The following is a 26,001-nucleotide window of genomic DNA, read 5'->3' as shown; positions in this document are numbered from 1 at the left end:
GGGGATCTCCTCAGACTCGCTCGACGACGGTGGCGATGCCCATCCCGCCGCCGACGCACAGGGTGGCCAGGCCGCGGCGCAGGTCGCGCCGCTCGAGCTCGTCGACGAGCGAGCCCAGGATCATCGCGCCGGTGGCCCCGAGGGGGTGGCCCATCGAGATGGCCCCGCCGTTGACGTTGACCTGTTCGTGGTCGAAGCCGGTGTCGGCTATGAACCGCAGGACGACGGCGGCGAACGCCTCGTTCATCTCGACCAGGTCGATGTCGTCGACGGTGAGGCCGGCCTTCGCCAGCGCCTTGTGCGTGGCCGGTGCCGGGCCGGTCAGCATGATCACCGGGTCGGAGCCGGAGACGGCGGCGCTCACGATGCGGGCCCGCGGGGTGAGCCCGTGGCGGGTGCCGGCCTCCTCGGTGCCGACGACGACCAGCGCGGCGCCGTCGACGATCCCGCTGGAGTTGCCGGCGGTGTGCACGTGGTCGATCCGCTCGACCCAGTGGTACCTGTCCAGCGCGACGGCGTCGAAGCCGCCCATGTCGCCGATGCCGGCGAAGGCCGAGGGCAGGGCGGCCAGCGACTCGACCGTCGTCCCGGGGCGCACCAGCTCGTCGGCGTCCAGGACGACGGTGCCGTTCTTGTCGGTCACCGGCACGACCGAGCGCTCGAAGTAGCCGTTGGACCAGGCCTTGGCGGCCCGGGCGTGGGACTCGGCGGCGTAGGCGTCGACGTCCTCCCGGCTCCAGCCGGCCAGCGTGGCGATCAGGTCCGCGCCAATGCCCTGCGGGACGAAGCCGGTGCGCGCGGCGGTCTCCGGGTCCATCGGCCAGGCGCCGCCGTCGGAGCCCATGGGCACGCGCGACATCGACTCCACGCCGCCGGCGAACACCAGGTCCTCGAAGCCGGAGCGCACCTTCTGCGCGGCCAGGTTGACCGCCTCCAGGCCGCTGGCGCAGAACCGGTTGATCTGCACGCCCGCCACGGTCTCGGGCAGACCGGCGGCCAGCGCCGCCGTCCGGGCGATGACCGCCCCCTGCTCGCCGACCGGGGAGACGACGCCGAGCACGATGTCGTCGACCAGCTGCGGGTCCAACCCGGGGTTGCGCCTGCGGACCTCGTCGATGAGGCCGGTGGTCAGGCTGATCGGCTTCACCGAGTGCAGCCCGCCGGTCCTCTTGCCCTTGCCGCGCGGGGTGCGCACGGCGTCGTAGATGAACGCCTCGGTGCTCATGCTCGTCCTCTCGGGTGCGTGATGGGTTCAGACGCCGAGCGAGCGGCCGACGATCTCCTTCATGATCTCGGTCGTCCCGCCGTAGATGGTCTGGATGCGCGAGTCGACGAAGGCCTTGGCGACCGGGTACTCGAGCATGTAGCCGTAGCCGCCGTGCAGCTGGACGCAGCGGTCGATGACCCGCTTCTGCAGCTCCGTCGTCCACCACTTGGCCATGGCGGCGTCCTCGACGGTGAACCGCCCGGCGTTGTGCTCGAGGATCGCCTTCTCCAGGTAGGTCTCGGCGATCGTGACCTCGGTGTGCATCTCGGCGAGCTCGAAGCGGGTGTTCTGGAACGCCCCGATGGGCTTGCCGAACGCGGTGCGCTCCTTGCAGTACCGGACGGTCAGGTCCAGCACATTCCGGGCGGAGGCGACGGCGCCCGCGGCGATGGAGAGCCGCTCCTGCGGCAGGTTCTCCATCAGGTGGAAGAAGCCATGCCCCTCGGTGCCCAGCAGGTTGGCGGCGGGCACCCGCACGTCCTCGAAGAACAACTCGGCGGTGTCCTGCGCCTTGAGGCCGACCTTGTCCAGGTTCCGCCCGCGCTCGAAGCCCGGCATGCCCCGCTCGACCACGAGCAGCGAGAAGCCGCGGGCGCCGGCCCCGGGGTCGGTGCGGGTGACGACGATGACCAGGTCGGCGTTGATGCCGTTGGTGATGAACGTCTTGGACCCGGTGAGCACCCACTCGTCGCCGTCGCGGCGGGCCGTCGTCGTCAGGCCCTGCAGGTCCGAGCCCGCGCCCGGCTCGGTCATGGCGATCGCGGTGATGATCTCGCCGCTGACGACCCCGGGCAGCCAGCGCCGCTTCTGCTCGTCGGTGGCGAGCCCGATCAGGTACGGCGCCACGACGTCGTTCTGCAGGGTGAACCCGAGACCGCTGGCCCCGACCCGGCTGACCTCCGCGGACAGGATCGCGTTGTAGCGGAAGTCCTTCACCCCGCCGCCGCCGAACTCCTCGGGCACGTCCATGCCCAGCAGGCCCTGCTCGCCGGCCTTCAGCCAGACCGAGCGGTCGACGACGCCGGCCTTCTCCCAGTCGTCGTGGTGCGGGACGACCTCCTTCGCCAGGAAGTCCCGCAGCATCGCGCGGAACGCCTCGTGCTCGGCCTCGTAGAGCGCGGACTGCACAGCCACCTCCGGGGGTTCGGGAGCCTCCCGGCGGACACGCACGGGGGAACCCCAACATACAGACCACTCGTTCTGTATCTTTGCGCGCCGCGTCACAGTAGTTTTGTCGGCCACGTCACAGTCGACGAAGCCTCTGACAGGAGCTCACCGTGCAGGAGTACGCCGTCCCCGCCGCCTTCGAGATCCCGGCCACCGCCGCCCTCCCCGATGCCGTCTCCGAGCGCGCCGCCGGCTCGCCCGACGAGGTGGCCTTCAGCCGCAACGTCGGCGGGAGCTGGGCGCCGGTCACCCGCAAGGAGTTCGCCGAGCAGGTCTCGGCACTGGCTCGCGGCATGATGGCCGCCGGGGTCCAGGCCGGCGACCGGGTCGGCATCCTGAGCAAGACCCGCTACGAGTGGACGCTCGCCGACTACGCGATCTGGACCGCCGGCGCGGTCGCCGTTCCGATCTACGAGACGTCGTCGGCCGAGCAGGCGCAGTGGATCCTCTCGGACTCCGGCGCGGTGGCGGTCGTCGTCGAGACGGCCACGCACCAGGCGCTCGTCGAGTCGGTGCGCGACGGGATACCCGGGCTGCGGCACGTCTGGCAGATCGAGGGGGGCGATCTCGACCAGGTCGCGGCGCGGGCCGGCGAGACCCCCGAGGACGGGCTGGCCCAGCGGCGGGCGACGCTGTCGACCGACACGCTGGCCACGATCATCTACACCTCCGGCACGACCGGGCGGCCGAAGGGGTGCGAGCTCACGCACGGCAACCTGCTGTACGTCGCCGAGCTGGCCCCCACGGTCATCCCGGCCATGGCCGCGGAGAACGCGAGCTCGCTGCTCTTCCTCCCGCTGGCCCACGTCTTCGCGCGGATCATCGAGATCGGCTGCGTGCAGAACGGCGCCCGGCTCGGGCACACCGGCGACCTCGCCCAGCTGCTGGCCGACCTGGGCACGTTCCAGCCGACCTTCCTGGTGGCGGTGCCCCGGGTGTTCGAGAAGGTCTACAACGGCGCCCGCCAGAAGGCGCACGCCGGCGGCAAGGGCGGGATCTTCGACCGCGCCGAGCGGGTCGCCGTCGCCTGGTCGAAGGCCCAGGACACCGGCGGCGCCGGCCTCGGGCTGAATCTGCAGCACAAGCTGTTCGACGCCCTGGTCTACGGCAAGCTGCGGGCCGCGATGGGCGGCAAGGTCGAGTACGCGCTCTCCGGCGGCGCCCCGCTGGGCGAGCGGCTGGGCCACTTCTTCCGGGGCATCGGGGTCACGATCCTCGAGGGCTACGGGCTCACCGAGACCACCGGGCCGGCCACCGTCAGCGGCCCGGACGCCCTCAAGGTGGGCACCGTCGGCCGGCCGGCCCCGGGCTCGGCGGTCCGCATCAGCGAGCTCGGCGAGATCCAGGTGCGCGGCCCGCAGGTCTTCCGCGGGTACTGGAACAACCCGGAGGCGACGGCCGAGGTGCTGCGCGACGGCTGGCTCGCCACCGGGGACATCGGCCAGATCGACGACGAGGGGTACGTGACGATCACCGGCCGGATCAAGGAGCTGATCGTCACCTCGGGCGGGAAGAACGTCTCCCCCGCCGTCCTCGAGGACAAGATCCGGGCCCACCCGCTGGTCAGCCAGTGCATCGTCGTCGGCGACAACCGGCCGTTCATCGGCTGCCTGATCACCCTGGACGCCGAGGCGCTGCCCGGCTGGCTGGAGACCAAGGGCCGGCCGACGGACACCCCCATGGCGCAGCTGGTGGACGACCCGGAGGTCCTGGCCGAGATCCAGGCCGCGGTCGACCGGGCGAACGCGCAGGTGTCCAAGGCGGAGTCGATCAAGTCCTTCGCGGTCCTGCCGGTCGAGTGGACCGTCGAGGGCGGCCAGCTGACGCCGTCCCTGAAGCTGAAGCGGTCGGTGGTCATGAAGGAGTTCGCCGACGAGGTGGAGCGGATCTACGCCTCCTGACCCGGCCGGGAGCCCCTGTCCGTGGCGGCGGACGGGGGCCTCCCGGCGCCTATCCGGAACGGAAGGGACCGGTGTGACGGGTGCGGCCGACACGTGCCCGTCGGTGGTGGCGCAACGGGCGGAAGCCTCGGACCCTGGTCGCCATGACCAGTGTCTACGCGTACGGCACGGCACACGCGGTCGTCATGGTCGGCTCCTTCGGCGCCGAGGGGCTCACCCCGCGGCAGATCGGCCCGGCGCACGCCACGATCGGCCGGGTCAACGGGCAGAGCCGCAAGGCGCTGTGCGGAGCCTTCGTCTCGGTCGACGAGCAGGTGCCGTGGCCGCCCGAGGGCTACGACGAGCAGCAGCTCTGCCCCAACTGCGCCACCCTCGCCGCGCTCTGACCCCCAGCTCGTAGGCATAGGAAGCCATGCCTACGAGTTCGGGCGCCGATTCGCAGGCATAGGTTCCTATGCCCGGGTCAGCCCCCGGCGACCGACGGCAGCACCTGGACCACCGCCCCGTCGGGCACCGGCGTGGCCGGCCCGCCCTGCCAGCGCACGTCCTCGCCGTCGACGTAGACGTTGACGAACCGCCGCACGGCGCCCGCCTCGTCCCGGATCCGCCGCGCGAGGACCGGGTAGCGCACCGCGACCTCGTCCAGCACGGCCGCGAGCGTCCCGCCCTCCGGATCCAGGTCCAGGTGGCGGTCGCCACCGGCCAGGTCGGCCAGGACGCCGGGCAGCACCACCTGCACGCTCACCGCCGCGCCCCGCTCACGGCAGCCGCGCGGCGCGGACGACGAGGACGTCGGGCAGGTGCCGGGCCACGAGCGTGAACGTGTCCCCCTCGTCGGCGCTGGCGTAGACGCAGCCGTCCCGGGTGCCGACGTAGAGGCCCGCCGGATCGTGGTCGTCGGTGCAGAACGCGTCGCGGAGCACGGCGGTCCACGCACCGTCGGGCAGCCCGGCGCCCACCTCGTTCCAGCTCCGCCCCGCGTCCCGGGTGCGGTGGACCCGGAGCCGGCCGTCCGGGGGCACCCGCTGCATGTCGGCCACCAGCGGCACCACCCAGGCGGTGCCCGGCGTGCTGGTCGAGGCCGCGACGGGGAAGCCGAAGTCGGCCGGGAGCCCCTCGGCGATCGAGGTCCACGATCCGCCGCCGTCGTCGGTGCGGAAGACGCCGAAGTGGTTCTGCGCGTACATCCGGTGCGGGTCACCGGCGTCCACGGCGACCTTGTGCACGCACTGCCCGTACTCGGGTGCGGGCTCCGGCATGAAGACGGCGCTGATGCCGCGGTTGCGCGGCGCCCAGCCCGTGGCGCCGTCGTCGCTGACGTAGACCCCGCCGGTGCTCATCGCCACGGTCACCCGGTCGGTGTCCGGGTCGGGCAGCACCGTGTGCACCGCCCCTCCGCCGGCCCCGGGGGCCCAGTCGGGCCGGTGCGGGTGGTCCCAGAGCCCGCGGACGAGGGTGAAGCTGCAGCCGCCGTCGGTGCTGCGCCACAGCGACTGCGGCTCGCAGCCGGCCCAGACCACGTCGGGGCGCCCGGCGATGTCCGGCTGCAGCTGCCAGACCCGGCCCAGGGCCGCGCCGGCGTCCTCGGGGAAGCGGATGGCACCGGAGTCGGTCTCGTGCCAGCTGCTCCCCAGGTCGTCGGACCAGGTGACGGTGGGGCCCCAGTGCCCGTACTGCACCCCGGCCAGCAGCCGGGGGGCCGGCCGCCGGGTGTCGATCGAGACGGCCGCCACCTCCTGGGCGAGCAGGTGCGGACCCTCCAGGGTCCAGGTGCGGCGGGCGTCGTCGCTGCGGGCCAGCCACAGCCCCTTGCGCGTCCCGATGGCCAGCAGGTCGGTCATGGTGCCCCTCCGGTGTCGACGTTCGTCGAGGGGTAGACCGTCGCGGCGGGCGGAACTCAGCGGCGGGTCGCGCCGCCGTCGGGATGGTCGTCGTACCGGCCGTCCGCGACGTCGGGGGCCAGCCGCTGCGCCTCGGCCCGCAGGTGCTCGGCGGCCGCGCGGTCCTCCTCGGCGCGGGCCGCGCGCCGGCGGGCCTCCTGCTCGGCGCGGGCCGCCCGTTGCTGCACGTCCGCGAGCTCCTCCCGGGCACGGGCCGCCTGCTCGAGGGCGAGGGCCTGCTCGCGGTCGGCACGAGCCGAGCGCTCCTCCGCCTCCTGCAGGTTCTCCCGCGCCTGCTCGCGGTGCTGCGCCTCCCGGCGCACGCGCGCCACACGCGCGCGCTTGCTGAACGCCAGCGCCGCGAGGGCGAGCACCACCAGGGCGGCGACGACGATCAGCACGATCAACCAGGTGTCCACGGCAGGCCCTCCTCGACGGCGCCGTGGTGGTGCCCCCGCGCCGAGCAGCGGAAACGCGCCGACCGGCGGCGGAGGCTCACGTCAGGGCGCTGCCGGCCCGCCACTCGTCCCACGGGATCGCCCAGTCGTAGATGGCGCCGTCGGCGGCCGAGAGCGTCGGCCCTGTGGAGTTGACGATCTCCACGACGTCGCCGGGCCGGGAGAACTCGTAGAACCACTTCGCCCGCTCGGTGGAGAGGTTGATGCAGCCGTGGGAGACGTTCTCCCGTCCCTGCTGCTCCACCGACCAGGGGGCGGCGTGCACGAACTCGCCGTTGTCGTTGAGCCGGACGGCGAACTCCACCGGCGTCCGGTAGCCGTTCGGGCTGTCGACCGGCGTGCCGTAGGTACTCGAGTCCATGACCCGGTGCCGGTTCATCTCGGTGACCACGTGCGGGCCGTTCCGGCTCGGGAACTCGGGGCCACCGGCGCTCATCGGGAAGGTCTGGACCAGCTCGTCGCCGTCGTGGACCGCCATGGTGTGCGTGGCCGCATCGGCGACCGAGACGTGCCGGTCACCGACCGAGAAGGAGACCGAGCGGTCCTTCTCCCCCCACACGCCGTCGCCGAAGTCGACGCCGTAGAGGTCGGCGTCGAGGGTGACCTCGGTGTTCGCCGGCCAGTACGTGGAGGGGCGGAAGTGCACCTCGCTGTCGCTGAACCAGTTCCAGACGCCGTCGGTCGGGGTGCTGCTCGTGACCGTCAGGTGACTCTCGACGGCGGCCTTGTCGGCCACCGGATCGTCGAACCAGACCCGGATCGGCATCCCGACGCCGACGGTCTGGCCGTCGAGGGGTCCGATCGCCGGGGTCGACAGCGTTTCCGGGGTGACCGTCCCGAACGTCGACCGCTCCGTCGTCTCCTTGTCGTCCTCGTTGGTGGCCGTGGCCGTCACGGTGTAGCTGCTGCCGTACGACAGCGGCGTCTCCGGCTCCCAGACCTGGGTCTCGTCGTCCCCGGTGGTGTCGTCGGCCAGCGCGCCGGGCACCGTGGCGCCGGTGATGTCGGTGACCGCCACCTCGGTGAGCTCGCCGCCGGTCACGGCGATCTCCAGCGGGACCACGGGTGAGACGTCCACCGCTCCGTCGGCGACCGCGATGTCGACGCTCGCCGGCTCGGCGGCAGCGCTGGTCGGCACGGCGGAGCCGCCGGCGTCCTCCCCGCTGCACCCGGCCAGGGCGACCAGCGCCCCGGCGGCGATCATTGCGGCTGTCCGTCGCACCTGTCCCGACTCCTCTCCCCCGCCCCGCTCGCACGTGAGCCGGGCAACCACTCCAGTGTCCACGCGGTTTCGACACCAGGGAGTGCAGTGGCTCACGAGCCGCTGGCGAGGTGGCCCGAGCGCGGCGTGATCAGCGAGTCGGTGCCGTGGCGAAGAGCACGCCACCCCACCCTGGGACAGGGAGGCGGCGCTGGTATCGTTCTCTTTCGTGCCCGCCGCACCGGGCACACCGCGCCATTAGCTCAATTGGCAGAGCAGCTGACTCTTAATCAGCGGGTTCGGGGTTCGAGTCCCTGATGGCGCACCACACCGAGCACTGACGAAGCGACGATGCCTCCGGCGTCGTCGCTTCGCCGTTGTTCGGCCTCCTCGTCTCCCTCTCCGGATCCTCCGTCCGGGAGGGGCCGCGCCAGCCTCGTCGTCGCCTCCCCCGCGCTCGAGCGGGTGGACACCGGCCACGGGTTCCACTTCGAGGACCCCGACCGGTTCGTCGAGCTCGTCCGCGAGCTCGACCGGCAGCTCCCCGCCTGAGCACCGTTCCGCGGCGCGCCGATCGCGGCAGCCGACTTCCTGCGGTCGCGCCGGATGCGGGACGGGAAGCGGTGGGCCATAGGGTTCGCCGGTGATCTGGAAGCGCGCCGTGTTCGCGCTCTTCGCCGTGGCGGCGGGCACCAACGTCCCGACCCCGTTGCTGCTGGTCTACCAGGAACGGCTGGGCCTCTCGGCAGAAGTGCTCACCGCGCTGTTCGGCTGCTACGCCGCCGGGCTCGTCCCCGCCCTCCTGCTGGCCGGGCCGCTGTCGGACCGGCTGGGCCGGCGCCGGGTGGCGATCCCCGGCATCGTGCTCTCGGCGCTGGCGTCGCTCGCCTTCGCGGCAGCGGGTGACTCGCTGGCGCTGCTGTTCGCCGCCCGGTTCCTGCAGGGCGTCGTCAGCGGCATCGTCTTCAGCGTCGGCAGCGCCTGGGTGGGCGAGCTGTCGGTGGCCTCCGGGGAGGGGGCGGGTGGGCGGCGGGCCGCCTTCGCCATGACCGCCGGCTTCTCGCTGGGCCCGCTGACCAGCGGCCTGCTCGGCCAGTACGCCCCGGCGCCGACCGTGCTGCCGTACCTCGTGCACACCGCGCTGGTCGCGGTCGGCCTGGCCTTCGCCCTCCGCCTGCCGGAGACGGTCGAGCTGCGCGACGGACGCCGCACCGGGACGGACGGGGCGCCCGCCGCGCCGCTGATCCGGCCGGGGGACGGCTTCCTCGTGCTGACCGTGCTGGCGCCGGTCGCGGTGTGCGTCTACGCCTTTCCGTCCACGATCATCTCCGCCGTCCCGTTGCTGGTGGACCTGCCCTACGGCGGCGTGGCGGTCACCGGCGTGCTGGCCGGCGTGACCCTGGGAGCCGGCACGGTCGTGGCCGGTCTCCAGCGCCGACTGGGGCGGTGGACCGCCGTCGTCGGCACCGGGCTCGGCACGCTCGGGTTGGGCAGCGCCGCGGTCTTCGCCGAGACCGGCGCGCTCCCCTGGCTGATCGCCGCCGCCCCGCTCCTCGGCGCCGGCGGCGGGCTGTGCCTCGCGGCGGGCCTCACGCTGACCGCCCGGCTGGCCCCGCCGGCCCGGCTGGGAGCCCTGACCTCGCTGTTCCTCGCCTGCGCCTACCTCGGCTTCGCCGCACCCTTCGTCATGGCGGTGGCCGCGCGGGCGACGTCGGCGGCCCTGCCACTGGCCGTGGCCGCCGCGGCCACCGCGCTGCTCGCCGCCCGGCTGCTGCCGGTCGCCCGCACGGGGAGGCTCTAGGGCCCACACACGACGGCGCCCCCTCCCCGGTGGGAGGGGGCGCCGCCGGTGCTACGGGGTCAGCCGGCGATGCCGGCGGCGAACTCGCCCTCGAAGGCGTCCTCCAGGACGGTGGCACCACCGGGCACGTCGGCCGGCTGGAGGATGAAGCTCTGCAGGCTCGGCGACTGGCCGAGCTCGAAGCCCCGGATCGGCACGACGAGACCGCCGGTGTCGACCTCTTCCAGCTCCTGGAACGCCGTCAGGACGCCCTCACGGGTGAGGTCGCCGTTCTCGCAGGCCTGGTCCAGCACCTGCTTCATCATCTCGCTCATGCCGAAGCCGACGACGACGCCCAGGCTCGGGACGGCGTCGGGGTATGCCTCCTGGTACTGCTGGAGCAGCTCCGGGTGGGCGTCGAAGGCCGACACCGGCGACGCCACGTACAGGTGAGTCTTCAGCCACTCGGCGGCCGGGCCCTGGAGCAGCCCGGGCGCGAAGACGGGGTTGCTGCCCAGGATCGGCACGTCGAGCCCCTGCGCCGCGGCGACGGTCGCCACCGAGGCCGTCTGCCCCGGGGCCACGGTGAGCGCGATCATGTCGACACCGGCCGAGTTGAACTGGGTGATCTGCGCGCTCATGTCCTGGTCGGTCGCCTTGATCTGCGCCTCGATGACCTCGAGGCCCATCTCCTCGGCGACGGCCCTGGTGCCCTCGAGCCCGTTCGCGCCGTACTCGCCCTCGAAGTAGATGTGGCCGACCGTGTCGCCCTCCTGCAGGAGCCCCTCTCGGAACATGTAGTCGTAGCCGTTGGCGATCTCGACGTCGTAGGTGGCCCCCACGACGCCCGTGCCCGGGATCTGGGTGAGCGTCTTCGACCAGGCGGAGGGGAAGTTGACGATCTGGTCCGCCTCGTACTCGGGCGCCAGTGCCGTGTTGATGGGCGAGCCGATCGTCTGCTGCATGGCCAGGATGCTGTCCTGCATCCCGCTGTAGAGCTGGACGCCCTGCTGGGGGACGTAGCCGGTGTCCTGGATCTCGAGTTCGACGTCGTAGGTGTCGCAGACCTGGTTGTTCTCCCAGAACAGGCTGTTGGCGTTGGTGATGTCGTTGCCCAGCGCGGCGAAGACGCCGGTCAGGTCGGTGAGCACCCCGAGGGTGATGGTCTCGCCCTCGACCCCGACGTCGGTCGTGACATCGCCGGCGGCTGCTCCTCCGCCGCCGCCACCCGAGGACTCCGGCGCCCTGGTGCTGCAGCCGGTGGCGGCCAGGACGACGGTGGCGGCCAGCATCGTGACGCCGGTCGAACGCTTGCTCAGTCTCACGTGGTGCTCCCTTGTGCCGGTGGGTCTGACGGGGTGGGTTCGGTGGAACGGCTGGGTGTGTCGGGTGGTCGCTGGGTGATGCGCCCTCCGGGGCGACGGAATCGGCCGGTGATGCGCCGGCCGATACCGGCGAGGCCGGCGGGCTCGAAGAGGATCACCAGGACGATGGCTGCGCCGAACAGGAAGCGGGCCGCCTCGCCGGCCGCCAGTCCGCCTTCGCCGCGACCCACGAAGGGGATCAGGTCGGCGTACCGCTGGAAGACCAGCGGCAGTGCGCTGACGAAGATCGCCCCCAGCACGGCCCCGTTCACCGAGCCGAGGCCGCCCAGGACGATCATGGCGAGGTAGAGGATCGACAGCTCGAGGCCGAAGGACTCCGGCGCGATGCTCCCGATGGACAGGGCGTACATCACCCCGGCGAGCCCGGCGTACATCGAGCTCACCAGGAAGATCCTGGCCTTGTAGCCCTGGACGTTGACGCCCATCACCGATGCCGCGACCTCGCTGTCCCGCTGGGTCTGCAGGGCCCGGCCCGGGCGGCTGCGGAGCAGGTTGCGGGCGAACACGTAGGCCGCCAGCGCCAGGACGAGCCCGAGGTACCAGAGCCGCTCCGCCTCCCGGAACGGCACGCCCAGGACGTACAGCTCGGGGTCCCGGTTGCCGAAGGTGAAGCCGAACAGGGAGAAGCTCGGCGCCGCCCGCCCGTTGAACCCGCCGGTGACCTCGGTCCAGCTGTTGAGGACGTGGATGCCGATGAACACCAGCGCCAGCGACGCCACACCGAGGTAGATCCCGCGCAGCCGGGCTGCGAGGGGGCTGAAGATCAGCCCCGCGAGGCCGGCCAGCAGCACGCCCACGATCATCCCGATGATCGGCGGCAGGCCCAGGCCGCCGAGCTCGGCGACGCCCAGACCGCCCGGCTCCCCGGAGACGTAGACGTAGCTGACCGCCCCGACGGCGAGGAAGAAGGCATGGGCGAGGGAGAGCTGACCACTGTTGCCCACCAGCAAGTTCAGGCCGATCGCACCCACGATCGCGCCGCAGACGGCGAACCCGGTTCGCAGCCAGAACTCCTCCACGTACAGCGGCAGGACCAGCAGCACCACCAGGAACGCGGCGAGCAGCAGGGGCTTGAGCAGGGATGGCAGCCGTGACCGGCCACCACCCGCCGGCTGCGGATCGACCCCCGACGGGTGCGCCCCCCGTGTCGCCGTCGCCGTCGACTCAGACACGGGTGAGCTCCTTCGTCCCGAACAGGCCCGAGGGCCGGAACATGAGGACCGCGATCATCACGATGAACGGGACGACGGCGCTGAACCCACGGCCGAGGAACAGCAACTGGTCCTGGTAGCCGGCGGCCAATGCCTCGGCGATGCCGATCAGGAGCCCGCCCACGAGCGCACCCCCTGTCGAGTCGAGGCCCCCGAGGATCGCCGCCGGGAAGGCGCGGAGGGCGACGGCGTAGGCCGTCGGGCTGACGCCCGGGGTGGGCGAGCCCACGAGGAACAACGCCGCGACGGCGGCGAGCACGCCGGCGACCACCCACGCGAGTGCGGAGACCCGTCCCTGCCGGATGCCCATCAGCGCCGCCGTCTCGCCGTCCTCCGCCGACGCGCGCATCGCGATGCCCCAGCTGGAGTACTTGAAGGCCGCGAAGAACGCGGCGATGAGGACCGCCGCGATGAGGAACGCGATCAGCCGGTTCTGGCTGAGCCCGATGCTCCCGACCCGGAACGACTGCCCGCCCCACGGGTGCGGCACGTTGAGGATGTCCGAGCCGATCCGCCGGATCAGCTCGGTGAGCAGGATGATGTCGACGCCGATGGTGACGATGGCCAGGCTGATCACGGCGGCCCCCCGGAGCCGGTTGATGATCAGGCGTTCGATCACGAAAGCCGCGGCCGCCGTGATGGCGATGCCCACGAGGACGGCCGGCAGGAACCCGATCGTCTCCGAGAGCCGCGCGATGGAGTAGGCGCCGAGCAGCAACAGCGAGCCGTGGGTGAAGCTCACGACCTCGCTCGACTTGAAGATGATCACGAACCCCAGGGCGATGAGGGCGTAGAGCGCGCCGAGGGATATCCCGTTGAGGAGCAGGGAGAGGAACTGCGTCACGAGGTCGCCCCAGGTGTGTCGGAGGGGTGGTGGTGGGCGGCGGCGTCGGCGGGGTTCTCCTCGTCGCCGGAGCCGAGGTAGGCGCGGATCACCTCGGGATCGTTCTGCACCTCGGCGGGAGTGCCGTCCGCGATCCGGCGGCCGAAGTCCAGGACGGTGACGCGGTCGGCCAGCGACATGACCATTCCCATGTCGTGCTCGACCAGGACGATGGAGATCCCGAGCGCCGACCGGATCTCGAGGATGGCGTCGGCCATCCGGTCGGTCTCCTCGGCGTTCATGCCCGCCACCGGCTCGTCGAGCAGGAGCAGTCGCGGCTCGGTGCACAGCGCTCGGGCCACCTCCACCCGCTTCTGGTCGCCGTAGGAGAGCACCCCGACGGGCGTGTGCAGCTTGTCGCCGAGCTCGAGGAACTCCGCGATCTCGGCCACGCGGGCGCCGTGGATCTTCCCCTCCCGCGTCGCCCGCGGAAGCCGCAGGCCGGCGGCCAGGAAACCGGCCTTGGTCAGGTGGTGACGGCCCAGCATCAGGTTCTCCGCCACCGACTGGGTGCTGGAGAGGGCGATGTTCTGGAACGCGCGGGCGACCCCGATGCCGGCGATCTTGTACGGACGCATCTGGTCCAGCCGGGCATCACCGAACCGGACCTGCCCCTCGTCGGCCTTGTAGACCCCGGACAGAACGTTGAACATCGTCGACTTCCCGGCGCCGTTCGGGCCGATGATCGCGTGGATCGAGCCGGGCGCGACCGTGAAGGACACCTCCGACAGGGCCGTGATCGCCCCGAACCGGACGCTGACGTTGTCGACCTCGACCGGTGGGATGTCCGATCGGGTGTCCGACCCGACGGCACGAGCTCCGGCGGCGTGTGACCCGGCGGCGTGTGGGGCGGTCATGCCGTCCACCGCGAGAGCGTCTTGCCCGAGGCCATGCGCCGCCGCGGCTCACCGGAGTCGCCGCCGTCATGACCGAGGTACAGCCGCTGGACCTCGTCGGTCTGGGACAGCTGTCGCGCGTCGCCGGAGAGGGACACCTCCCCGACGTCGAGCACGTAGGCCAGATCGGCCACCCCCAGCGCCATGGTCGCGTTCTGCTCGACGAGCAGGACCGACGTGCCCTGCCGGTTGATCTCGGCGATGACCTCACCGATCTGACCGATGATCCGCGGGGCCAGGCCGAGCGAGGGCTCGTCGAGCAGGAGCAGCTTGGGACTGGCCATCAGCGCCCGGCCGATGGCCAGCATCTGCTGCTCACCACCGGACAGCAGCGCCCCGCGCTGCGAGCTGCGCTCCTTGAGGACCGGGAACATGTCGTAGACCCGGTCCTGGGCCTTCGCCTTGGCGGCCTTGTCCCGGTTCCCCATCCCGCCGGCCCGCAGGTTCTCCTCCACCGTGAGGCGGCCGAAGATGCGCCGCCCCTCGGGCACCTGCACGAGGCCGAGGCGCACCGCCTGGGCCGGGTCGCGAGAGGCGAGGTCGGTGCCGTCGAAGCTCAGACTCCCGGACTCGATCTTGCCGCGGTGCAGCCGCAGCGTGCCCGAGATGGTGCGCAGCAGGGTGCTCTTCCCGGCGCCGTTGCTGCCGAGCACGGCGACGACCTTGCCGTCGGGCACGTCCATGGACACCCCGCGCACGGCCTGGACGGCGCCGCCGTAGGTGACGTGGAGGGAATCGATGCTCAGCACGGCCGGGACGTCCCGCGTCGCAGCCCGTCGGTACGCGACCGGACACCGGATCGAAGCGATGGTGATCTGGACCACATGAGCCGAGACTCTAAGCGCAGATCACACCGCCCGGCGCGCCGCGACGGTCACGGAATGATCACTGCGCCGCCAGGGCCCACCACCCCCGTCAGGCGGGGACGAGCTCGTCGATCTCCACGCAGATGGTGTCGAGGGCGGTCGCGGCGCGCCGCCGGGACTGCTCCGGCGTCTCGCCGACGGTGAGGACGTGACCCAGCCGCTCGCGGCTGCAGGTCGGCGGCATTGCCGGGCTGCCGATGTCGGTGAACACCTCCGCCACGACGAGTCCGGGGATGCAGCCCACGTCCCGGACGCCGGACACGGCCCGAACCCGGCCGATCACCTGAGAGGTGAGGAACATCTGGGTGCTCGCGCCCACCGGACCCCCCACCGCGCCGGATGCGGGACGCTCACCCAGCAACCGCGCGACCCACAGGTCCACCGTGTCGACGCCGCTGACCCGGTCGACGCAGTGGTGGGCGCCGGCATCGACCACGCGCGGGCGGAACATGACCAGCCGCGGGCCGCCCGAGCCCATGACGAACTCCACGTGGAACGGGCCGAAGTCGTACCCGACCGCGGCCAGCCACGACCGGACGGCGTCCGCGACCCCCGCCCCGGGCGGCTGCGTCGTCGCCGTCACGGCGAGCTCGGTGTGGTGCGGCGGCGCGGCCATGACCCGCTCCGACCAGGCGAGGACCACCGGACCGTCCTCGTCGACGAAACCGTCGGCGGAGAAGCGCGGTCCGCGGGTGACCTCCTCGACGATCAGCCGGTGCCGCGGTCGCAGCGCCCGGCCGTAGCAGTGGCGGGCGCGGTGCCGGGCCGCGACCGCCCTGAGCTCCGAGTCGTCGGAGACCAGCCCGACGTCCCAGCCGGTGCCGCCGTCCACCGGCATGACGAGGCACGGGTAGCCGACCGGCGCGTCGAGTTCCGCGTCCGCCGCCGACACCTCCGCCCAGCGGACCCCGGGGATCCCGGCAGCGGTCAGGGCGCGACGGACGGCCGCCTCGTCGTGCGCGAGCGCCGGCGTGCCGGGGGTGGGGCCGCGCAGCCCGAGCGCCCTCGCCGCAGCGGCGGCCGGACCGGAGAACCCGTCCACCGAGCTGGTGAGGGCGGCGACCACCCCGGTCAGGGAGCCGGCCGCTGCGGCGATCGCGGCCGCATTCCCGGTGTCGCAGTCGATCCAGTGGTCGACGAGCCAGTCGAGGTCGTCGCCGTAGAAGGCGCGATCCCGGGTGAGCACCGCCGTCCGCAACCCGCGGAGACGGGCGCTCTCGAGCTGCGCCACCCCGGGTGCGTCCAGCCGCTCGCCCGCCCCGAACTCCGGCCGCGCCGCCGACGAGCGCACGTGCACCTCGACCGCCACGAACCACCGGGCGTCGGAATCGCCCCTGGTCACGGCGCCGTCATCGGCTGACATGGGCGTCGGCATGGTGAACTGTCCCCCGTCGGTCAGCAAGTGGAAGCGGCACCATACCGGGCGGTCGGTTTCCTCAGGAAGAGGTACGGCCGGGTGTCGTTGCTTCTCCCGCGGCCGGCGGGAAGCGGTGGGGCGGACGGCGGGTTGGTCCCGGTGTGACAAGCCGCCCCGCCCTCCGCGACGTCGACGTCGTGGTGATCGGCGCCGGGCAGGCTGGGCTCTCCACCGCATGGGGGCTGGCCCGGCAGGGCTTCGAACGCGGCAGCGGGTTCGTCGTCCTCGACGGCGAGGCCGCGCCCGGCGGGGCCTGGCGGCACCGCTGGCCCTCCCTCACCCTCGGCACCACGCACCGGGTGCACGACCTCCCCGGCCTGCCGTTCACCCCCGTCGACGACACGGTGGCGGCGGTGGAGTCGGTTCCCCGGTACTTCGCGGCGTACGAGCGGCACGTCGACCTCCCCGTCGTGCGGCCGGTCCGCGTCACCGCCGTCCGGCGCACCGGGGACGAGCGCTTCCGCGTGGAGACCGACCGTGGCGTGTGGACGGCCCGTGCCGTCGTGAACGCCACCGGCACCTGGACCCGCCCCTTCGTCCCCCGCTATCCCGGCCAGGAGCTGTTCGCCGGCCGGCAGCTGCACACCGTCGGCTACCGCTCCGCCGAGGAGTTCCGCGGGCAGCACGTCGTCGTCGTGGGCGGCGGCGCCTCGGCCACCCAGCTGCTGGCCGAGATCTCCCGCGTCACCGCCACGACGTGGGTCACCCGCCGGCCGCCGGTCTGGCGGGAGGGTCCGTTCGACGAGGACCTCGGCCGCGAGGTGGTCGCGAAGGTCGAGGAGGCGGTCCGCGAGGGACGGCGCCCCGGCAGCGTCGTCGGGGTGACCGGCCTGCTGGTGTCCACCCCGTACGTCCGCGACGGGCTCGACCGCGGGGTCCTCGACCGGCTGCCGATGTTCGACCGGATCACCGCCGACGGCGTCGTCTGGGACCCGGTGGACGGGCAGGAGAGCCGGTTCGTCGCCGCCGACGTGATCCTGTGGGCCACCGGCTTCCGGGCCGCGGTCGGCCACCTCGCCCCGCTGCGGCTGCGCGACCCCGGCCGCGGGTTCCGCATGGCCGGCACCCAGGTCGCCGGCGAGCCGCGGCTGCACCTGGTCGGCTACGGCCCCTCCGCGAGCACGATCGGCGCCAACCGCGCGGGACAGGCCGCTGCCCGGGCCCTGCGCCGTGAGCTGCGCCCCGGGACCCCCCTGCCCCGCACGGCCTGACCAGCTCGGGGACCGTTCAGGGTCGGATCAGGGCGCTCCCCGATGTTCCGGGCGCTCCGCGGCCGACAGGCTTCGGGCATGACTCTCCGACTGCTCACCCGGGCTCCGCGATGATCGAGGCACGGGAGCTCACCAAGAGGTACGGCACCCGGACCGCCGTCGACGGCGTCTCCTTCACCGTCCACCCGGGCCGGGTCACCGGCTTCCTCGGGCCGAACGGCGCCGGCAAGTCGACGACGATGCGCATGCTGCTCGGGCTCGACCGGCCCAGCGCGGGCAGCATCACCGTCAACGGCCGCGCGTACGCCGACTACCCCGCGCCGCTGCGCGAGGTCGGCGCCCTGCTGGAGGCCCGGGCGCTGCACCCGGGGCGCTCCGCCCGCGACCACCTCCGCTGGATGGCGGCGAGCAACGGGATACCCGTGCGCCGCATCGACGAGGTGCTCGACATGGTCGGCCTCACCGACGTCGCCGGCCAGCGGGTGGGCCGGTTCTCCCTGGGCATGGGCCAGCGCCTGGGCATCGCCGTCGCACTGCTGGGCGACCCGCCCGTCGTCGTCCTCGACGAGCCGGTCAACGGCCTGGACCCCGAGGGCATCCGCTGGGTGCGCAGGCTCACCCGGAACCTCGCGGCCGAGGGCCGCACGGTGTTCCTCTCCAGCCACCTCATGGCGGAGATGGCGCTGACCGCCGAGCACCTCGTCGTCATCGGCCGTGGCAGGGTGCTGGCCGACTGCTCGATGCCCGACTTCATCGCCGAGCACGCGGCCTCCTACGTGCGAGTGCGCGCCCCGCAGCAAACCGAGGTCGCCGACCTGCTGCGGCGCCAGGGGCTGGACGTCGTCGTGCAGGAGCAGGAGCTCCGGGTCCAGGGCCTGGACGCCGCCGCGATCGGGGAGCTCATCGGGAAGAGGGGCCTGCTCCTCCACGAGCTCACGCTCGTCCGCTCCTCGCTCGAGGACGCCTTCATGACGCTGACCGCCGACAGCGTGGAGTACCACGCGTCCACCGCCGCCGGGGTCCCCGCATGACCGTCACCGAGCATTCCCGCACCGTCGACCTCGACCCCAACCGGCACGTCCCCGGGGTGCGCCGGCCCGGCTTCACGGACACCCTGCGCGCCGAGTGGATCAAGTTCTGGTCGGTCCGCTCGACACCGTGGTCCGTCGTCGCGCTGGTCGCCCTCGGCGCCGGGCTGACCGTCCTGGTCTGCGCCCTGATCGCCGCCGACCTCGCCGACGGCAGCGCCTCCGACCCTGCCCGTGCGTTCATCACCTGGGGCATGACCGTCGCCCAGATCACCGCGATCGTGCTCGGTGCCCTGGTCGTCACGAGCGAGTACGGCACCGGGATGATCCGCGCGACGCTGACCGCGACCCCGCGCCGGGGCCGGGTGCTCGCGGCCAAGGCGGTCGTGCTCACCACGACGCTGTTCGTGGTCGGCACCGTCACCGCCGTGCTCGGCTACCTGGGCGGCAACTGGTTCCTGCAGCGGGAGGGCGTCGGCCTGGCGCTCAGCGACGACGGCGTGCTCCGCGCGCTGCTCGGCAGTGGCCTGTACATGGCCGGGATCGGGCTGTTCGCCGCCGCCGTCGGCCTGCTCGTGCGGCACACCGCCGCCGCCCTGTCGATCGTGCTCGCGCTGCTCCTGGTCGTCGGCAACATGGTGGTGCTGCTGCCCGGCGCCTGGGGCGAGTGGGCCACCAAGCTGATGCCCGGGAACGCCGGCTCGGTGGTGGCCACCCCGGTGTCGTTCGACCCGAACCTGCTCGACCCGTGGATCGGCTTCGCGGTGTTCTGCGCCGAGGTCGCCGTCGTCGTCCTCGCCGGCTACCCGGTCCTCCGGCGCCGCGACGCCTGACGCCTCGCCCCGCCCCGCCCCGCCGAGCCCGGGTTCAGCGGGGCGGGGTCGCGGGCAGGTACCAGCCGTCGCCACCGACCGGCAGCCGGGACAGTTGGCGCGGCAGGTACTGGTCGAAGAACATGCGGGCGGTCAGCTCGTGCCGGCTGCCGACCCCCAGCTTCGCGTAGACCTTCTTCAGGTGGTCCTGGACGGTGGTCAGCGAGATCGACAGCGCCGCGGCCACCTCGGGGTTGCTGTTCCCCGCCACCACCAGCCGGGCCACCTCGCGCTCCCGGGCGGTGAGCCCGTAGGCCTCGGCGATCACCTCCGCCAGCTCGTAGGGCGCCACCGGCTCGATCACCAGCGACAGCCGCTCGGGCCCCTCCCGGCCGGCCGGCTCCAGGACGTCGACCTGCACGCTCATCCACCGGCCCGTCCGCAACCGCACGGGCGCCGACTGACGGCGTCCTCCCGCCGCGATGAGCCGGACACCAGCACGTGGACGCCGACCGGGACGCCGTCGATGCGCGAGTCGGGCATCTGGTCCATGAGCACCCGCGCCGCCCTGCTGGCCAGCTCCACGTCGATGCGCGGGCCGTCGACCCGCAGCACCGCCATCCCGGGCCCCTCCTCGGCGTCCCGGTGGGCGACCTCGGACACCAGCAGGGTGCGTCGGACGGCAGCAGCGACGTCGGGCGCCAGCGCGGCGACCAGCTCCACCTCCGCCTCGGTGAAGTCGCGTGACCCGGTCTCGCGGAAGAGGATCACCGCGCCCCAGGGGCGGCCCCGGTCGCGCAGCACCGCCCGCAGCTCAGGTCCCATCCCGCGGGCACCACGACGTCGCGGTACCGGGCGCTGAGCTCCGGGCGGTCCCGGGTGGCGCGGTGGAGGGTGGAGACACCGGAGCGGTCGCGAGCGAGCGCCGGCAACCGGTTGACGTCGTCGCTGCCGACCTCCAGCTCCAGCAACCGGGGCAGGACCTCCAGGGGCAGCCCCTCGTCGTGGTACCCGCCGGTGTTCATGACGGTCGCCGGATCGAGGAGCAGACCGCACCAGAGATCGGCGGGCACCGCGCGGCCCAGCACCGGGACGACGTCGCGGTACAGCGCCAGGGGCTCGGTGGCCGACCGGCAGAGCCGCTCGATCCGGTCGCGCACCGTCGGTGCCATGCGGAGACGGTAGGACCGCAGGAGACAGCAGGAAACCCCCCGCTTCAGGGATGTCGCGCTTCCGGAGCCGGGCCCGACCCTCACCTCATGAGCACATCCGACACCACCCAGCAGGCCCCCGTCGTGCGGGACCCCGGCACGGGGACCGCGGTCTGGCACATCGACACGTTGATGACCTTCAAGGCCCTCGGCGAGCACACCGCCGGGCAGCTCGCCGTCTGGGAGCAACTGCTCCCCCACCGTTCGTCACCGCCGCTGCACGTCCACCACGAGGAGGACGAGGCCTGGTTCGTGCTGGACGGCGAGCTGACCTTCGGCATCCAGGACCGCACCTGGACCGCCACGGCGGGCAGCTTCGTCTGGGCGCCGAGAGGGCTGCCGCACACCTTCCGGGTCGGACTCCCCCACCGCGCGCCTGCTCGGACTCGCTCTCCCGGCCCCGGTTCGACCAGTTCGTGCGGGCCACCGGCCGGCCGGCCCCGGCACCGACCCTGCCACCCCCGCCCGAGGGCCCGCCGGACATGGCCGTCCTCGTCGCCGCGGCGAGGGAGCACGGGATGGAGGTGCTGGGACCGCCCCTCACGTGACCTTCCCGGGGCGACCAGGGACAGTGGAGCCGTGACGTCTCCCGACCCGGCCGCCGAGGGCCGCCGCCGCGCCGACGACCTGCTGGCCGCCCTGACCGCGACCGACGAGCCCGCCGCCGACCGGCTGCTCGCCGACCTGACCGAGGTTCGCGAGCTGGTGTTCGTGGGCGCGGGGCTGACCGCGATCGCGCGCGCGGAAGGGCGGGCACTGCCCACCGCGCAGCGGGCCCAGGCCAGCACGCGCCAGACGAAGCTGGGCCAGCTCCGGGACGCCAACCGGAACGACCTCGACGGGCTGCGCACCTGGCTGCGGCGCTCCGCCGAGGAGGTGCTGTTCATCCGGTCGCTGCACGCCGCGATCCGGCGCGGCTGAGCCGGCGTCAGGACCGGGCCGGCACCGGACGGGCGGCCACCCGCGCCAGCGGCAGCACGACGGCGAGCGCGACGGCCGAGAGCACGAAGGTCCAGGGCAGCCCGACGGCGCCGAAGGTGAAGCCCAGCAGCAGCGCCCCGGTGGCCGTCCCGGCGTCGAACGAGGCGTTCCAGACCGCACTCGCCGCCGTCGTGCCGTCCTCCCCTGCGCGGGCGAAGGAGCGCAGCAGGGTGAGGTTCTGGACCGCCCCGAACCCCGCCCCGAACATCGCCGAGCCGAGCAGCACCCAGACCGGGTGGGTCCACAGCCCCACGGCCGCGACGGCGAGCCCGAGGGCCCCCAGCAGGACCGCCAGCGGCAGCAGCAGCCGGGTGCCGACCCGGTCGGCCAGCACGCCGGCCCGCCACCGCGTCACCGCGCCGGCCAGCCCCCACAGCAGGAGCGCTCCGGTCGCCAGCTGCCCGTCGGGCCGGTCGATGGGCAGGAACGTGACCAGCCCACCGCCGGCGGTCGTGACCACGAACAGCACGACCGACGGCACCAGGGCGGCGCGCACGGCCGCCCGCGCGTTCCCCGACGGCCCGCGGTCCTCGTGGCTGGTCATCGACCGCAGCAGCATGGGCAGGAAGACCAGCCCCAGCACCGGTGAGGCCGACAGCCACGACAGCCATCCGACGTGCCCGTTCAGCACCAGCGCCACCCCGGCCGGGATCGCCACCATGTTGGGCAGCGCGATGGCCAGGCCGTACAGGCCGATCGACTCGCCGCGCCGCTCCGGCGGGGCGACCCGGGCCGCCAGGGTCGCGCCGAGCACGGTGATGACCGCGAACCCGGCCCCGCGCACCGCCGAGAGCGCGCAGATCCACGCCACGCCGTCGTCGAGCACGTAGAACGGCGCGGGCAGCCCCAGCGCGAGGAGCCCGGCCGCGAACACGGGCCCGACGCCGAACCGGTTGGTCAGCGCGGGCACCACGGTCTGGACGGCGATGGTGACCACGAGGAAGACCGCCGTCACCACGCCGGCGGTGCTCTCCGGCGCGCCGCCGGCCACCGCGTAGGCCGGCAGCGAGGCCAGCGTCAGGAAGTAGCTGGCGAACCCGAGAGCGGTGACCCCCACGAGCGCCCACACCCCGCGCGACCGCCACAGGGAGGCCCGCACCTCCACCGCTTCCCCGCTCACAGCACTCCGTCGTCGTCGTCGCACGTCCGTGCCGAGCATGACCGGCGGGGCATGACCGGCCGCGCCCGGGTAGTCCCCGTGGCGTGCCGCTGCTGACCGTGGGCCACGGGCCCGAGGACCGCCACCGGCTCGGTGACCGCCTCACCAGCGCCGGCGTGGGGCTGGTCGTCGACGTCCGCCGCTTCCCCGGCAGCCGCACCAACCCGGACGCGCGGCGCGAGGAGCTGGCCGGGTGGCTGCCCGCCGCGGGCGTCGGCTACCGGTGGGAGGAACGGCTGGGCGGACGCCGCCGGCTCCCGCCCGGTGATCCGGTGGCCGACGACTGGTGGACCGTCGCGCAGTTCGCCGCGTACGCCGCCCACACCCGGACGCCGGAGTTCGCCGCGGCCCTCGACCAGGTGCTCGCCGACGCCGCCGCGACGACGGTGGCCGTCATGTGCAGCGAGAGCGTCTGGTGGCGCTGCCACCGGCGGCTGGTCGCCGACGTCGCCGTCCTCGCCCGCGACGTCCCGGTGCACCACCTCATGCCCGACGGCCGGCTCACCCCCCACCCGCCCGCCGACGGCGCGGTGCTGGGTTCTGACGGGCAGGTCCACTGGCCCGGCGCCGTGACGCCCTGAACGCCGTCCTCCCTCGCGGCACCGCGTCCTCCCCCACCGCCGACCGTGCGGGAGGACGCGCCATGATCAGGTCACCTGGTCATGGCCACGCCGGGGTCAGCCCATGTGGGGGTAGCGGTGGTCGGTCGCCGGCACGAAGGTCTCCTTGATCGACCGGGTGCTGGTCCACCGCTGGAGGTTCTGCGCGGCGCCGGCCTTGTCGTTCGTGCCCGACGCCCGCCCGCCACCGAAGGGCTGCTGGCCGACGACGGCGCCGGTCGGCTTGTCGTTGACGTAGAAGTTGCCCGCCGCGTGGCGCAGGAACTTCTGGGCGTGCGCGACCGCCGCGCGGTCCTGGGCGATGACCGCGCCGGTGAGCGCGTACGGCGCCGCGGACTCCATCTGCGCCAGCACCGCGTCGTACTCGGCGTCCTCGTAGACGTGGACGGCGAGCACCGGGCCGAAGTACTCGGTGGTGAAGACCTCGTGGCCGGGGTCGGTGCCCTCGATGATCGTGGGCCGCACGAAAAAGCCCTCGCTGTCGTCCTTCTCCCCGCCCGCCACGATCGACAGCGCCGGGTCGTCGTCGACCCGGTCGATGACGCCGGAGAGCTTCGAGAACGACTTCCGGTCGATGACCGCGCCCATGAAGTTCGAGAAGTCGGTGACGTCGCCCTGCTCGAGGGACTCGGTGGTGGCGACCAGGTCGTCCTTCAGCCGGGCCCACACGCTGCGCGGGACGTAGGCGCGCGAGGCCGCGGAGCACTTCTGCCCCTGGTACTCGAACGCGCCCCGGACGAGCGCGGTGCGCAGCACGTCGACGTCGGCCGAGGCGTGCGCGACGACGAAGTCCTTGCCGCCGGTCTCCCCGACGATCCGCGGGTAGCCGCGGTAGGACGAGATGTTGTTGCCCACCGTGCGCCACAGATGCTGGAACACCGGGGTCGACCCGGTGAAGTGGATCCCGGCGAGGTCGCGGTCGGCCAGGGCCACCTCCGACACCGGGATCCCGTCGCCGGTGACCATGTTGATCACCCCGGGCGGCAGGCCCGCGGCCTCCAGCAGCCGCATGACGAAGTGCGCGGCGAACTGCTGGGTCGGCGCCGGCTTCCAGACCACGGTGTTGCCCATGAGCGCCGGCGCCGTGGGCAGGTTCCCGGCGATCGCGGTGAAGTTGAACGGCGTGATCGCGTACACGAAGCCCTCGAGCGGCCGGTGGTCGCTGCGGTTCCAGAAGCCGGGGGCCGACTCCGGCTGCTCGGCCAGGATCCGGCTCGCGAAGTGCACGTTCCAGCGCCAGAAGTCGATCAGCTCGCAGGCGCTGTCGATCTCGGCCTGGTAGGCGGTCTTGCTCTGGCCGAGCATCGTGGCGGCGTTGAGGGTCTGCCGCCACGGGCCGGCCAGCAGGTCCGCGGCCTTCAGGAAGACCGCCGCGCGGTCGTCGAACGAGAGCTCCTGCCAGGCGGGCGCGGCCTCCTTGGCGCAGCGGACGGCGTCCTGCGCGTCGGCGTGGGTCGCGTGCGCCGAGGCCCCGAGGACGGCGGCGTGCCGGTGCGGCTGCACGACGTCGAACCGCTCCCCGGCGGCCATGCGCTGCCGCCCGCCGATGGTGCTGGTCAGCTCCAGCGGCTCGGCGGCCAGCTCGGCCAGCCGGGTCTGCAGGGCGGCCCGCTCGGCGGCTCCGGGGGCGTAGTCGCGGACCGGCTCGTTGCGCGGAGCGGGGACACGGGTGACGGCGTCCATGGCAGGACCTCTCAGGACGGTGTGATCAGGATGTGGTGATCAGGGAACGGACGAAGAAGCCGACGTTGGCCGGGCGCTCGGCCAGCCGGCGCACGAAGTACGCGTACCAATCGACGCCGTACGGGACGTAGGCCCGCACGCGGGTGCCGCCGGCGGCGAGGCGGCGCTGCTCGTCGGGCCGGATGCCGTAGAGCATCTGCACCTCCCACGAGTCCGCGGCCCGCGACTGCTGGGCGGCCAGCTCGTGCGCGCGCTGGATCACCGCCGGGTCGTGCGAGCCGACCATCGGGTACCCCGGCCCGGCCATGAGGATCTCCAGGCAGCGCGCGTAGGCGGCGTCGACGTCCTTCTTCTTCTGGTACGCCACGGTCGCCGGTTCGTCGTAGGCGCCCTTCACCAGGCGCACGCGGGAACCGGTGACGGCGAGGGCCTTGGCGTCGTCCTCGGTGCGGTGGAGCATCGCCTGCAGGACGGCGCCGGTGCCGGGGTGCTCCTTGCGCAGCTCGGCCAGTGCGGCGAGCGTGGAGTCGATCGTGCGGTGGTCCTCCATGTCGAGGGTCACCGTGGTGCCCGCGGCGGTCGCCGCCTCGACCACCGGGCGCACCAGCTCCAGGGCGGTGTCGTGGCCGTCGGGCAGGGCCTGGCCGAAGGCCGACAGCTTCACCGAGACCTCGGCGCGGTCCCCGAGGCCCAGACCGGCCAGCCCCTCGAGAGCGGCGAGGTAGGCGTCGCGGGAGTGCTCGGCCCCGGCGCGCGAGGTGACGTCCTCGCCGAGGTGGTCGAGGGTCACCGAGATGCCGTCGGCGGCCAGGGTGCGGGCGGCGGTCAGCGCGTCGGCCAGGGTCTCGCCCGCGACGAACCGGTCGACCACGCGGCGGGTCGCCGGGGTGCCGGTGACCACCCGTTGCAGCCCGGGTCGGCGGGACGCCGCCAGCAGAGCCTTGGAGAGCACCACGGGACCTCCCGGGAACGATGGACCGTCCC

At 73.3% G+C, this 26,001-nt stretch carries 25 protein-coding genes, 1 tRNA gene and 1 pseudogene; 10 read left to right on the top strand and 17 right to left on the bottom strand.

Features of this window, described 5'->3' with window-relative positions; translation table 11 throughout:
- Positions 1 to 10: 10 nt before the first annotated feature.
- Both ABDB74_RS05480 and ABDB74_RS05475 read right to left on the bottom strand, forming a co-directional pair.
- Positions 11 to 1,225 carry an acetyl-CoA C-acetyltransferase gene (locus tag ABDB74_RS05480; protein WP_346622372.1) on the bottom strand — a complete coding sequence of 405 codons (1,215 nt, stop codon included), beginning with the start codon at positions 1,223 to 1,225 and terminating at the stop codon, positions 11 to 13.
- Between the two features lie 27 nt (positions 1,226 to 1,252).
- Positions 1,253 to 2,395, bottom strand: a complete 1,143-nt coding sequence (locus ABDB74_RS05475) for an acyl-CoA dehydrogenase family protein (RefSeq protein ID WP_346622370.1) — start codon at positions 2,393 to 2,395, stop codon at positions 1,253 to 1,255.
- 149 nt (positions 2,396 to 2,544) lie between these two features.
- On the opposite strand from ABDB74_RS05475, the gene ABDB74_RS05470 reads away from it, so the two are divergent.
- Together ABDB74_RS05470 and ABDB74_RS05465 are read left to right on the top strand one after the other, a co-directional pair.
- Positions 2,545 to 4,335: an AMP-dependent synthetase/ligase gene (locus tag ABDB74_RS05470; RefSeq protein WP_346622368.1), complete on the top strand. Its 1,791-nt coding sequence runs from the start codon at positions 2,545 to 2,547 to the stop codon at positions 4,333 to 4,335.
- 143 nt (positions 4,336 to 4,478) lie between these two features.
- Complete coding sequence (locus tag ABDB74_RS05465; RefSeq protein WP_346622367.1) at positions 4,479 to 4,721, top strand: hypothetical protein; 243 nt, start codon at positions 4,479 to 4,481, stop codon at positions 4,719 to 4,721.
- A 77-nt stretch (positions 4,722 to 4,798) separates the two neighbouring features.
- Here ABDB74_RS05465 and ABDB74_RS05460 read toward each other — a convergent pair whose 3' ends face one another.
- From ABDB74_RS05460 to ABDB74_RS05445, 4 genes are all read right to left on the bottom strand, one after another.
- Positions 4,799 to 5,080, bottom strand: coding sequence for a MoaD/ThiS family protein (locus tag ABDB74_RS05460; RefSeq protein WP_346622366.1), 282 nt, complete (start codon positions 5,078 to 5,080; stop codon positions 4,799 to 4,801).
- A gap of 13 nt (positions 5,081 to 5,093) precedes the next feature.
- On the bottom strand, positions 5,094 to 6,176 hold the full coding sequence (locus tag ABDB74_RS05455) for an exo-alpha-sialidase (RefSeq protein ID WP_346622364.1): 1,083 nt from the start codon (positions 6,174 to 6,176) through the stop codon (positions 5,094 to 5,096).
- Between the two features lie 56 nt (positions 6,177 to 6,232).
- Positions 6,233 to 6,634 carry a hypothetical protein gene (locus ABDB74_RS05450; RefSeq protein WP_346622362.1) on the bottom strand — a complete coding sequence of 134 codons (402 nt, stop codon included), beginning with the start codon at positions 6,632 to 6,634 and terminating at the stop codon, positions 6,233 to 6,235.
- A 76-nt stretch (positions 6,635 to 6,710) separates the two neighbouring features.
- Positions 6,711 to 7,877, bottom strand: coding sequence for an Ig-like domain-containing protein (locus tag ABDB74_RS05445; protein ID WP_346622360.1), 1,167 nt, complete (start codon positions 7,875 to 7,877; stop codon positions 6,711 to 6,713).
- A gap of 249 nt (positions 7,878 to 8,126) precedes the next feature.
- Here ABDB74_RS05445 and ABDB74_RS05440 point away from each other — a divergent pair.
- Positions 8,127 to 8,202: transfer RNA gene (locus tag ABDB74_RS05440), tRNA-Lys, on the top strand.
- 315 nt (positions 8,203 to 8,517) lie between these two features.
- Positions 8,518 to 9,675 (top strand): MFS transporter, encoded by a 1,158-nt coding sequence (locus ABDB74_RS05435; protein WP_346622359.1) that lies wholly within the window; start codon positions 8,518 to 8,520, stop codon positions 9,673 to 9,675.
- Between the two features lie 59 nt (positions 9,676 to 9,734).
- Here the strand turns inward: ABDB74_RS05435 and ABDB74_RS05430 are convergent, their stop codons facing one another.
- From ABDB74_RS05430 to ABDB74_RS05405, 6 genes are all read right to left on the bottom strand, one after another.
- Entirely contained in the window at positions 9,735 to 10,979 is a 1,245-nt protein-coding gene (locus tag ABDB74_RS05430) for an ABC transporter substrate-binding protein (RefSeq protein ID WP_346622357.1), read from the bottom strand.
- Positions 10,976 to 12,211 carry a branched-chain amino acid ABC transporter permease gene (locus tag ABDB74_RS05425; RefSeq protein ID WP_346622355.1) on the bottom strand — a complete coding sequence of 412 codons (1,236 nt, stop codon included), beginning with the start codon at positions 12,209 to 12,211 and terminating at the stop codon, positions 10,976 to 10,978. Before ABDB74_RS05425 ends, ABDB74_RS05430 begins: the two co-directional genes overlap by 4 nt.
- Positions 12,204 to 13,094 (bottom strand): branched-chain amino acid ABC transporter permease, encoded by an 891-nt coding sequence (locus tag ABDB74_RS05420; RefSeq protein WP_346622354.1) that lies wholly within the window; start codon positions 13,092 to 13,094, stop codon positions 12,204 to 12,206. The genes ABDB74_RS05425 and ABDB74_RS05420 overlap by 8 nt, the downstream gene beginning before the upstream one ends.
- A complete protein-coding gene (locus ABDB74_RS05415; protein WP_346622352.1) occupies positions 13,091 to 13,990 on the bottom strand; it encodes an ABC transporter ATP-binding protein in 900 nt (299 codons plus the stop codon). The genes ABDB74_RS05420 and ABDB74_RS05415 overlap by 4 nt, the downstream gene beginning before the upstream one ends.
- On the bottom strand, positions 13,987 to 14,778 hold the full coding sequence (locus ABDB74_RS05410; RefSeq protein ID WP_346622351.1) for an ABC transporter ATP-binding protein: 792 nt from the start codon (positions 14,776 to 14,778) through the stop codon (positions 13,987 to 13,989). Before ABDB74_RS05410 ends, ABDB74_RS05415 begins: the two co-directional genes overlap by 4 nt.
- Before the next feature lie 166 nt (positions 14,779 to 14,944).
- Positions 14,945 to 16,237: an ATP-grasp domain-containing protein gene (locus ABDB74_RS05405; protein ID WP_346622350.1), complete on the bottom strand. Its 1,293-nt coding sequence runs from the start codon at positions 16,235 to 16,237 to the stop codon at positions 14,945 to 14,947.
- A 176-nt stretch (positions 16,238 to 16,413) separates the two neighbouring features.
- Here ABDB74_RS05405 and ABDB74_RS05400 point away from each other — a divergent pair, with 176 nt between their 5' ends.
- The 3 genes from ABDB74_RS05400 (at position 16,414) to ABDB74_RS05390 (ending at position 19,384) form a co-directional block, all read left to right on the top strand.
- Positions 16,414 to 17,523: an NAD(P)-binding domain-containing protein gene (locus tag ABDB74_RS05400; protein WP_346622349.1), complete on the top strand. Its 1,110-nt coding sequence runs from the start codon at positions 16,414 to 16,416 to the stop codon at positions 17,521 to 17,523.
- A gap of 110 nt (positions 17,524 to 17,633) precedes the next feature.
- On the top strand, positions 17,634 to 18,554 hold the full coding sequence (locus ABDB74_RS05395) for an ABC transporter ATP-binding protein (protein WP_346622347.1): 921 nt from the start codon (positions 17,634 to 17,636) through the stop codon (positions 18,552 to 18,554).
- Positions 18,551 to 19,384: an ABC transporter permease gene (locus ABDB74_RS05390; protein ID WP_346622346.1), complete on the top strand. Its 834-nt coding sequence runs from the start codon at positions 18,551 to 18,553 to the stop codon at positions 19,382 to 19,384. Before ABDB74_RS05395 ends, ABDB74_RS05390 begins: the two co-directional genes overlap by 4 nt.
- Before the next feature lie 34 nt (positions 19,385 to 19,418).
- On the opposite strand, the gene ABDB74_RS05385 is transcribed toward ABDB74_RS05390, so the two are convergent.
- Positions 19,419 to 19,790, bottom strand: coding sequence for a LuxR C-terminal-related transcriptional regulator (locus tag ABDB74_RS05385; protein ID WP_346622344.1), 372 nt, complete (start codon positions 19,788 to 19,790; stop codon positions 19,419 to 19,421).
- On the bottom strand, positions 19,787 to 20,419 hold the full coding sequence (locus ABDB74_RS05380; RefSeq protein WP_346622343.1) for a GAF domain-containing protein: 633 nt from the start codon (positions 20,417 to 20,419) through the stop codon (positions 19,787 to 19,789). The genes ABDB74_RS05385 and ABDB74_RS05380 overlap by 4 nt, the downstream gene beginning before the upstream one ends.
- A gap of 203 nt (positions 20,420 to 20,622) precedes the next feature.
- Here ABDB74_RS05380 and ABDB74_RS20660 point away from each other — a divergent pair.
- Together ABDB74_RS20660 and ABDB74_RS05375 are read left to right on the top strand one after the other, a co-directional pair.
- A pseudogene (locus ABDB74_RS20660) lies at positions 20,623 to 20,916 on the top strand (cupin domain-containing protein); the annotation flags it as partial.
- Positions 20,917 to 21,153: 237 nt separating this feature from the next.
- Positions 21,154 to 21,495, top strand: coding sequence for a hypothetical protein (locus ABDB74_RS05375; RefSeq protein ID WP_346622341.1), 342 nt, complete (start codon positions 21,154 to 21,156; stop codon positions 21,493 to 21,495).
- A gap of 7 nt (positions 21,496 to 21,502) precedes the next feature.
- Here the strand turns inward: ABDB74_RS05375 and ABDB74_RS05370 are convergent, their stop codons facing one another.
- Positions 21,503 to 22,675 carry an MFS transporter gene (locus ABDB74_RS05370; protein ID WP_346622340.1) on the bottom strand — a complete coding sequence of 391 codons (1,173 nt, stop codon included), beginning with the start codon at positions 22,673 to 22,675 and terminating at the stop codon, positions 21,503 to 21,505.
- A gap of 83 nt (positions 22,676 to 22,758) precedes the next feature.
- Between ABDB74_RS05370 and ABDB74_RS05365 the strand changes: the two genes are divergently transcribed.
- Positions 22,759 to 23,295: a DUF488 domain-containing protein gene (locus ABDB74_RS05365; protein ID WP_346622339.1), complete on the top strand. Its 537-nt coding sequence runs from the start codon at positions 22,759 to 22,761 to the stop codon at positions 23,293 to 23,295.
- A 96-nt stretch (positions 23,296 to 23,391) separates the two neighbouring features.
- On the opposite strand, the gene pruA is transcribed toward ABDB74_RS05365, so the two are convergent.
- A complete protein-coding gene (gene pruA, locus ABDB74_RS05360) occupies positions 23,392 to 25,017 on the bottom strand; it encodes an L-glutamate gamma-semialdehyde dehydrogenase (RefSeq protein ID WP_346622338.1) in 1,626 nt (541 codons plus the stop codon).
- Between the two features lie 25 nt (positions 25,018 to 25,042).
- A complete protein-coding gene (locus ABDB74_RS05355; RefSeq protein WP_346622336.1) occupies positions 25,043 to 25,972 on the bottom strand; it encodes a proline dehydrogenase family protein in 930 nt (309 codons plus the stop codon).
- Positions 25,973 to 26,001 lie beyond the last annotated feature (29 nt).

The sequence above is a fragment of the Blastococcus sp. HT6-4 genome, from assembly GCF_039679125.1.
Taxonomy (GTDB): Bacteria; Actinomycetota; Actinomycetes; order Mycobacteriales; family Geodermatophilaceae; genus Blastococcus; species Blastococcus montanus.
This window is presented reverse-complemented; position numbering and strand designations above follow the sequence as displayed.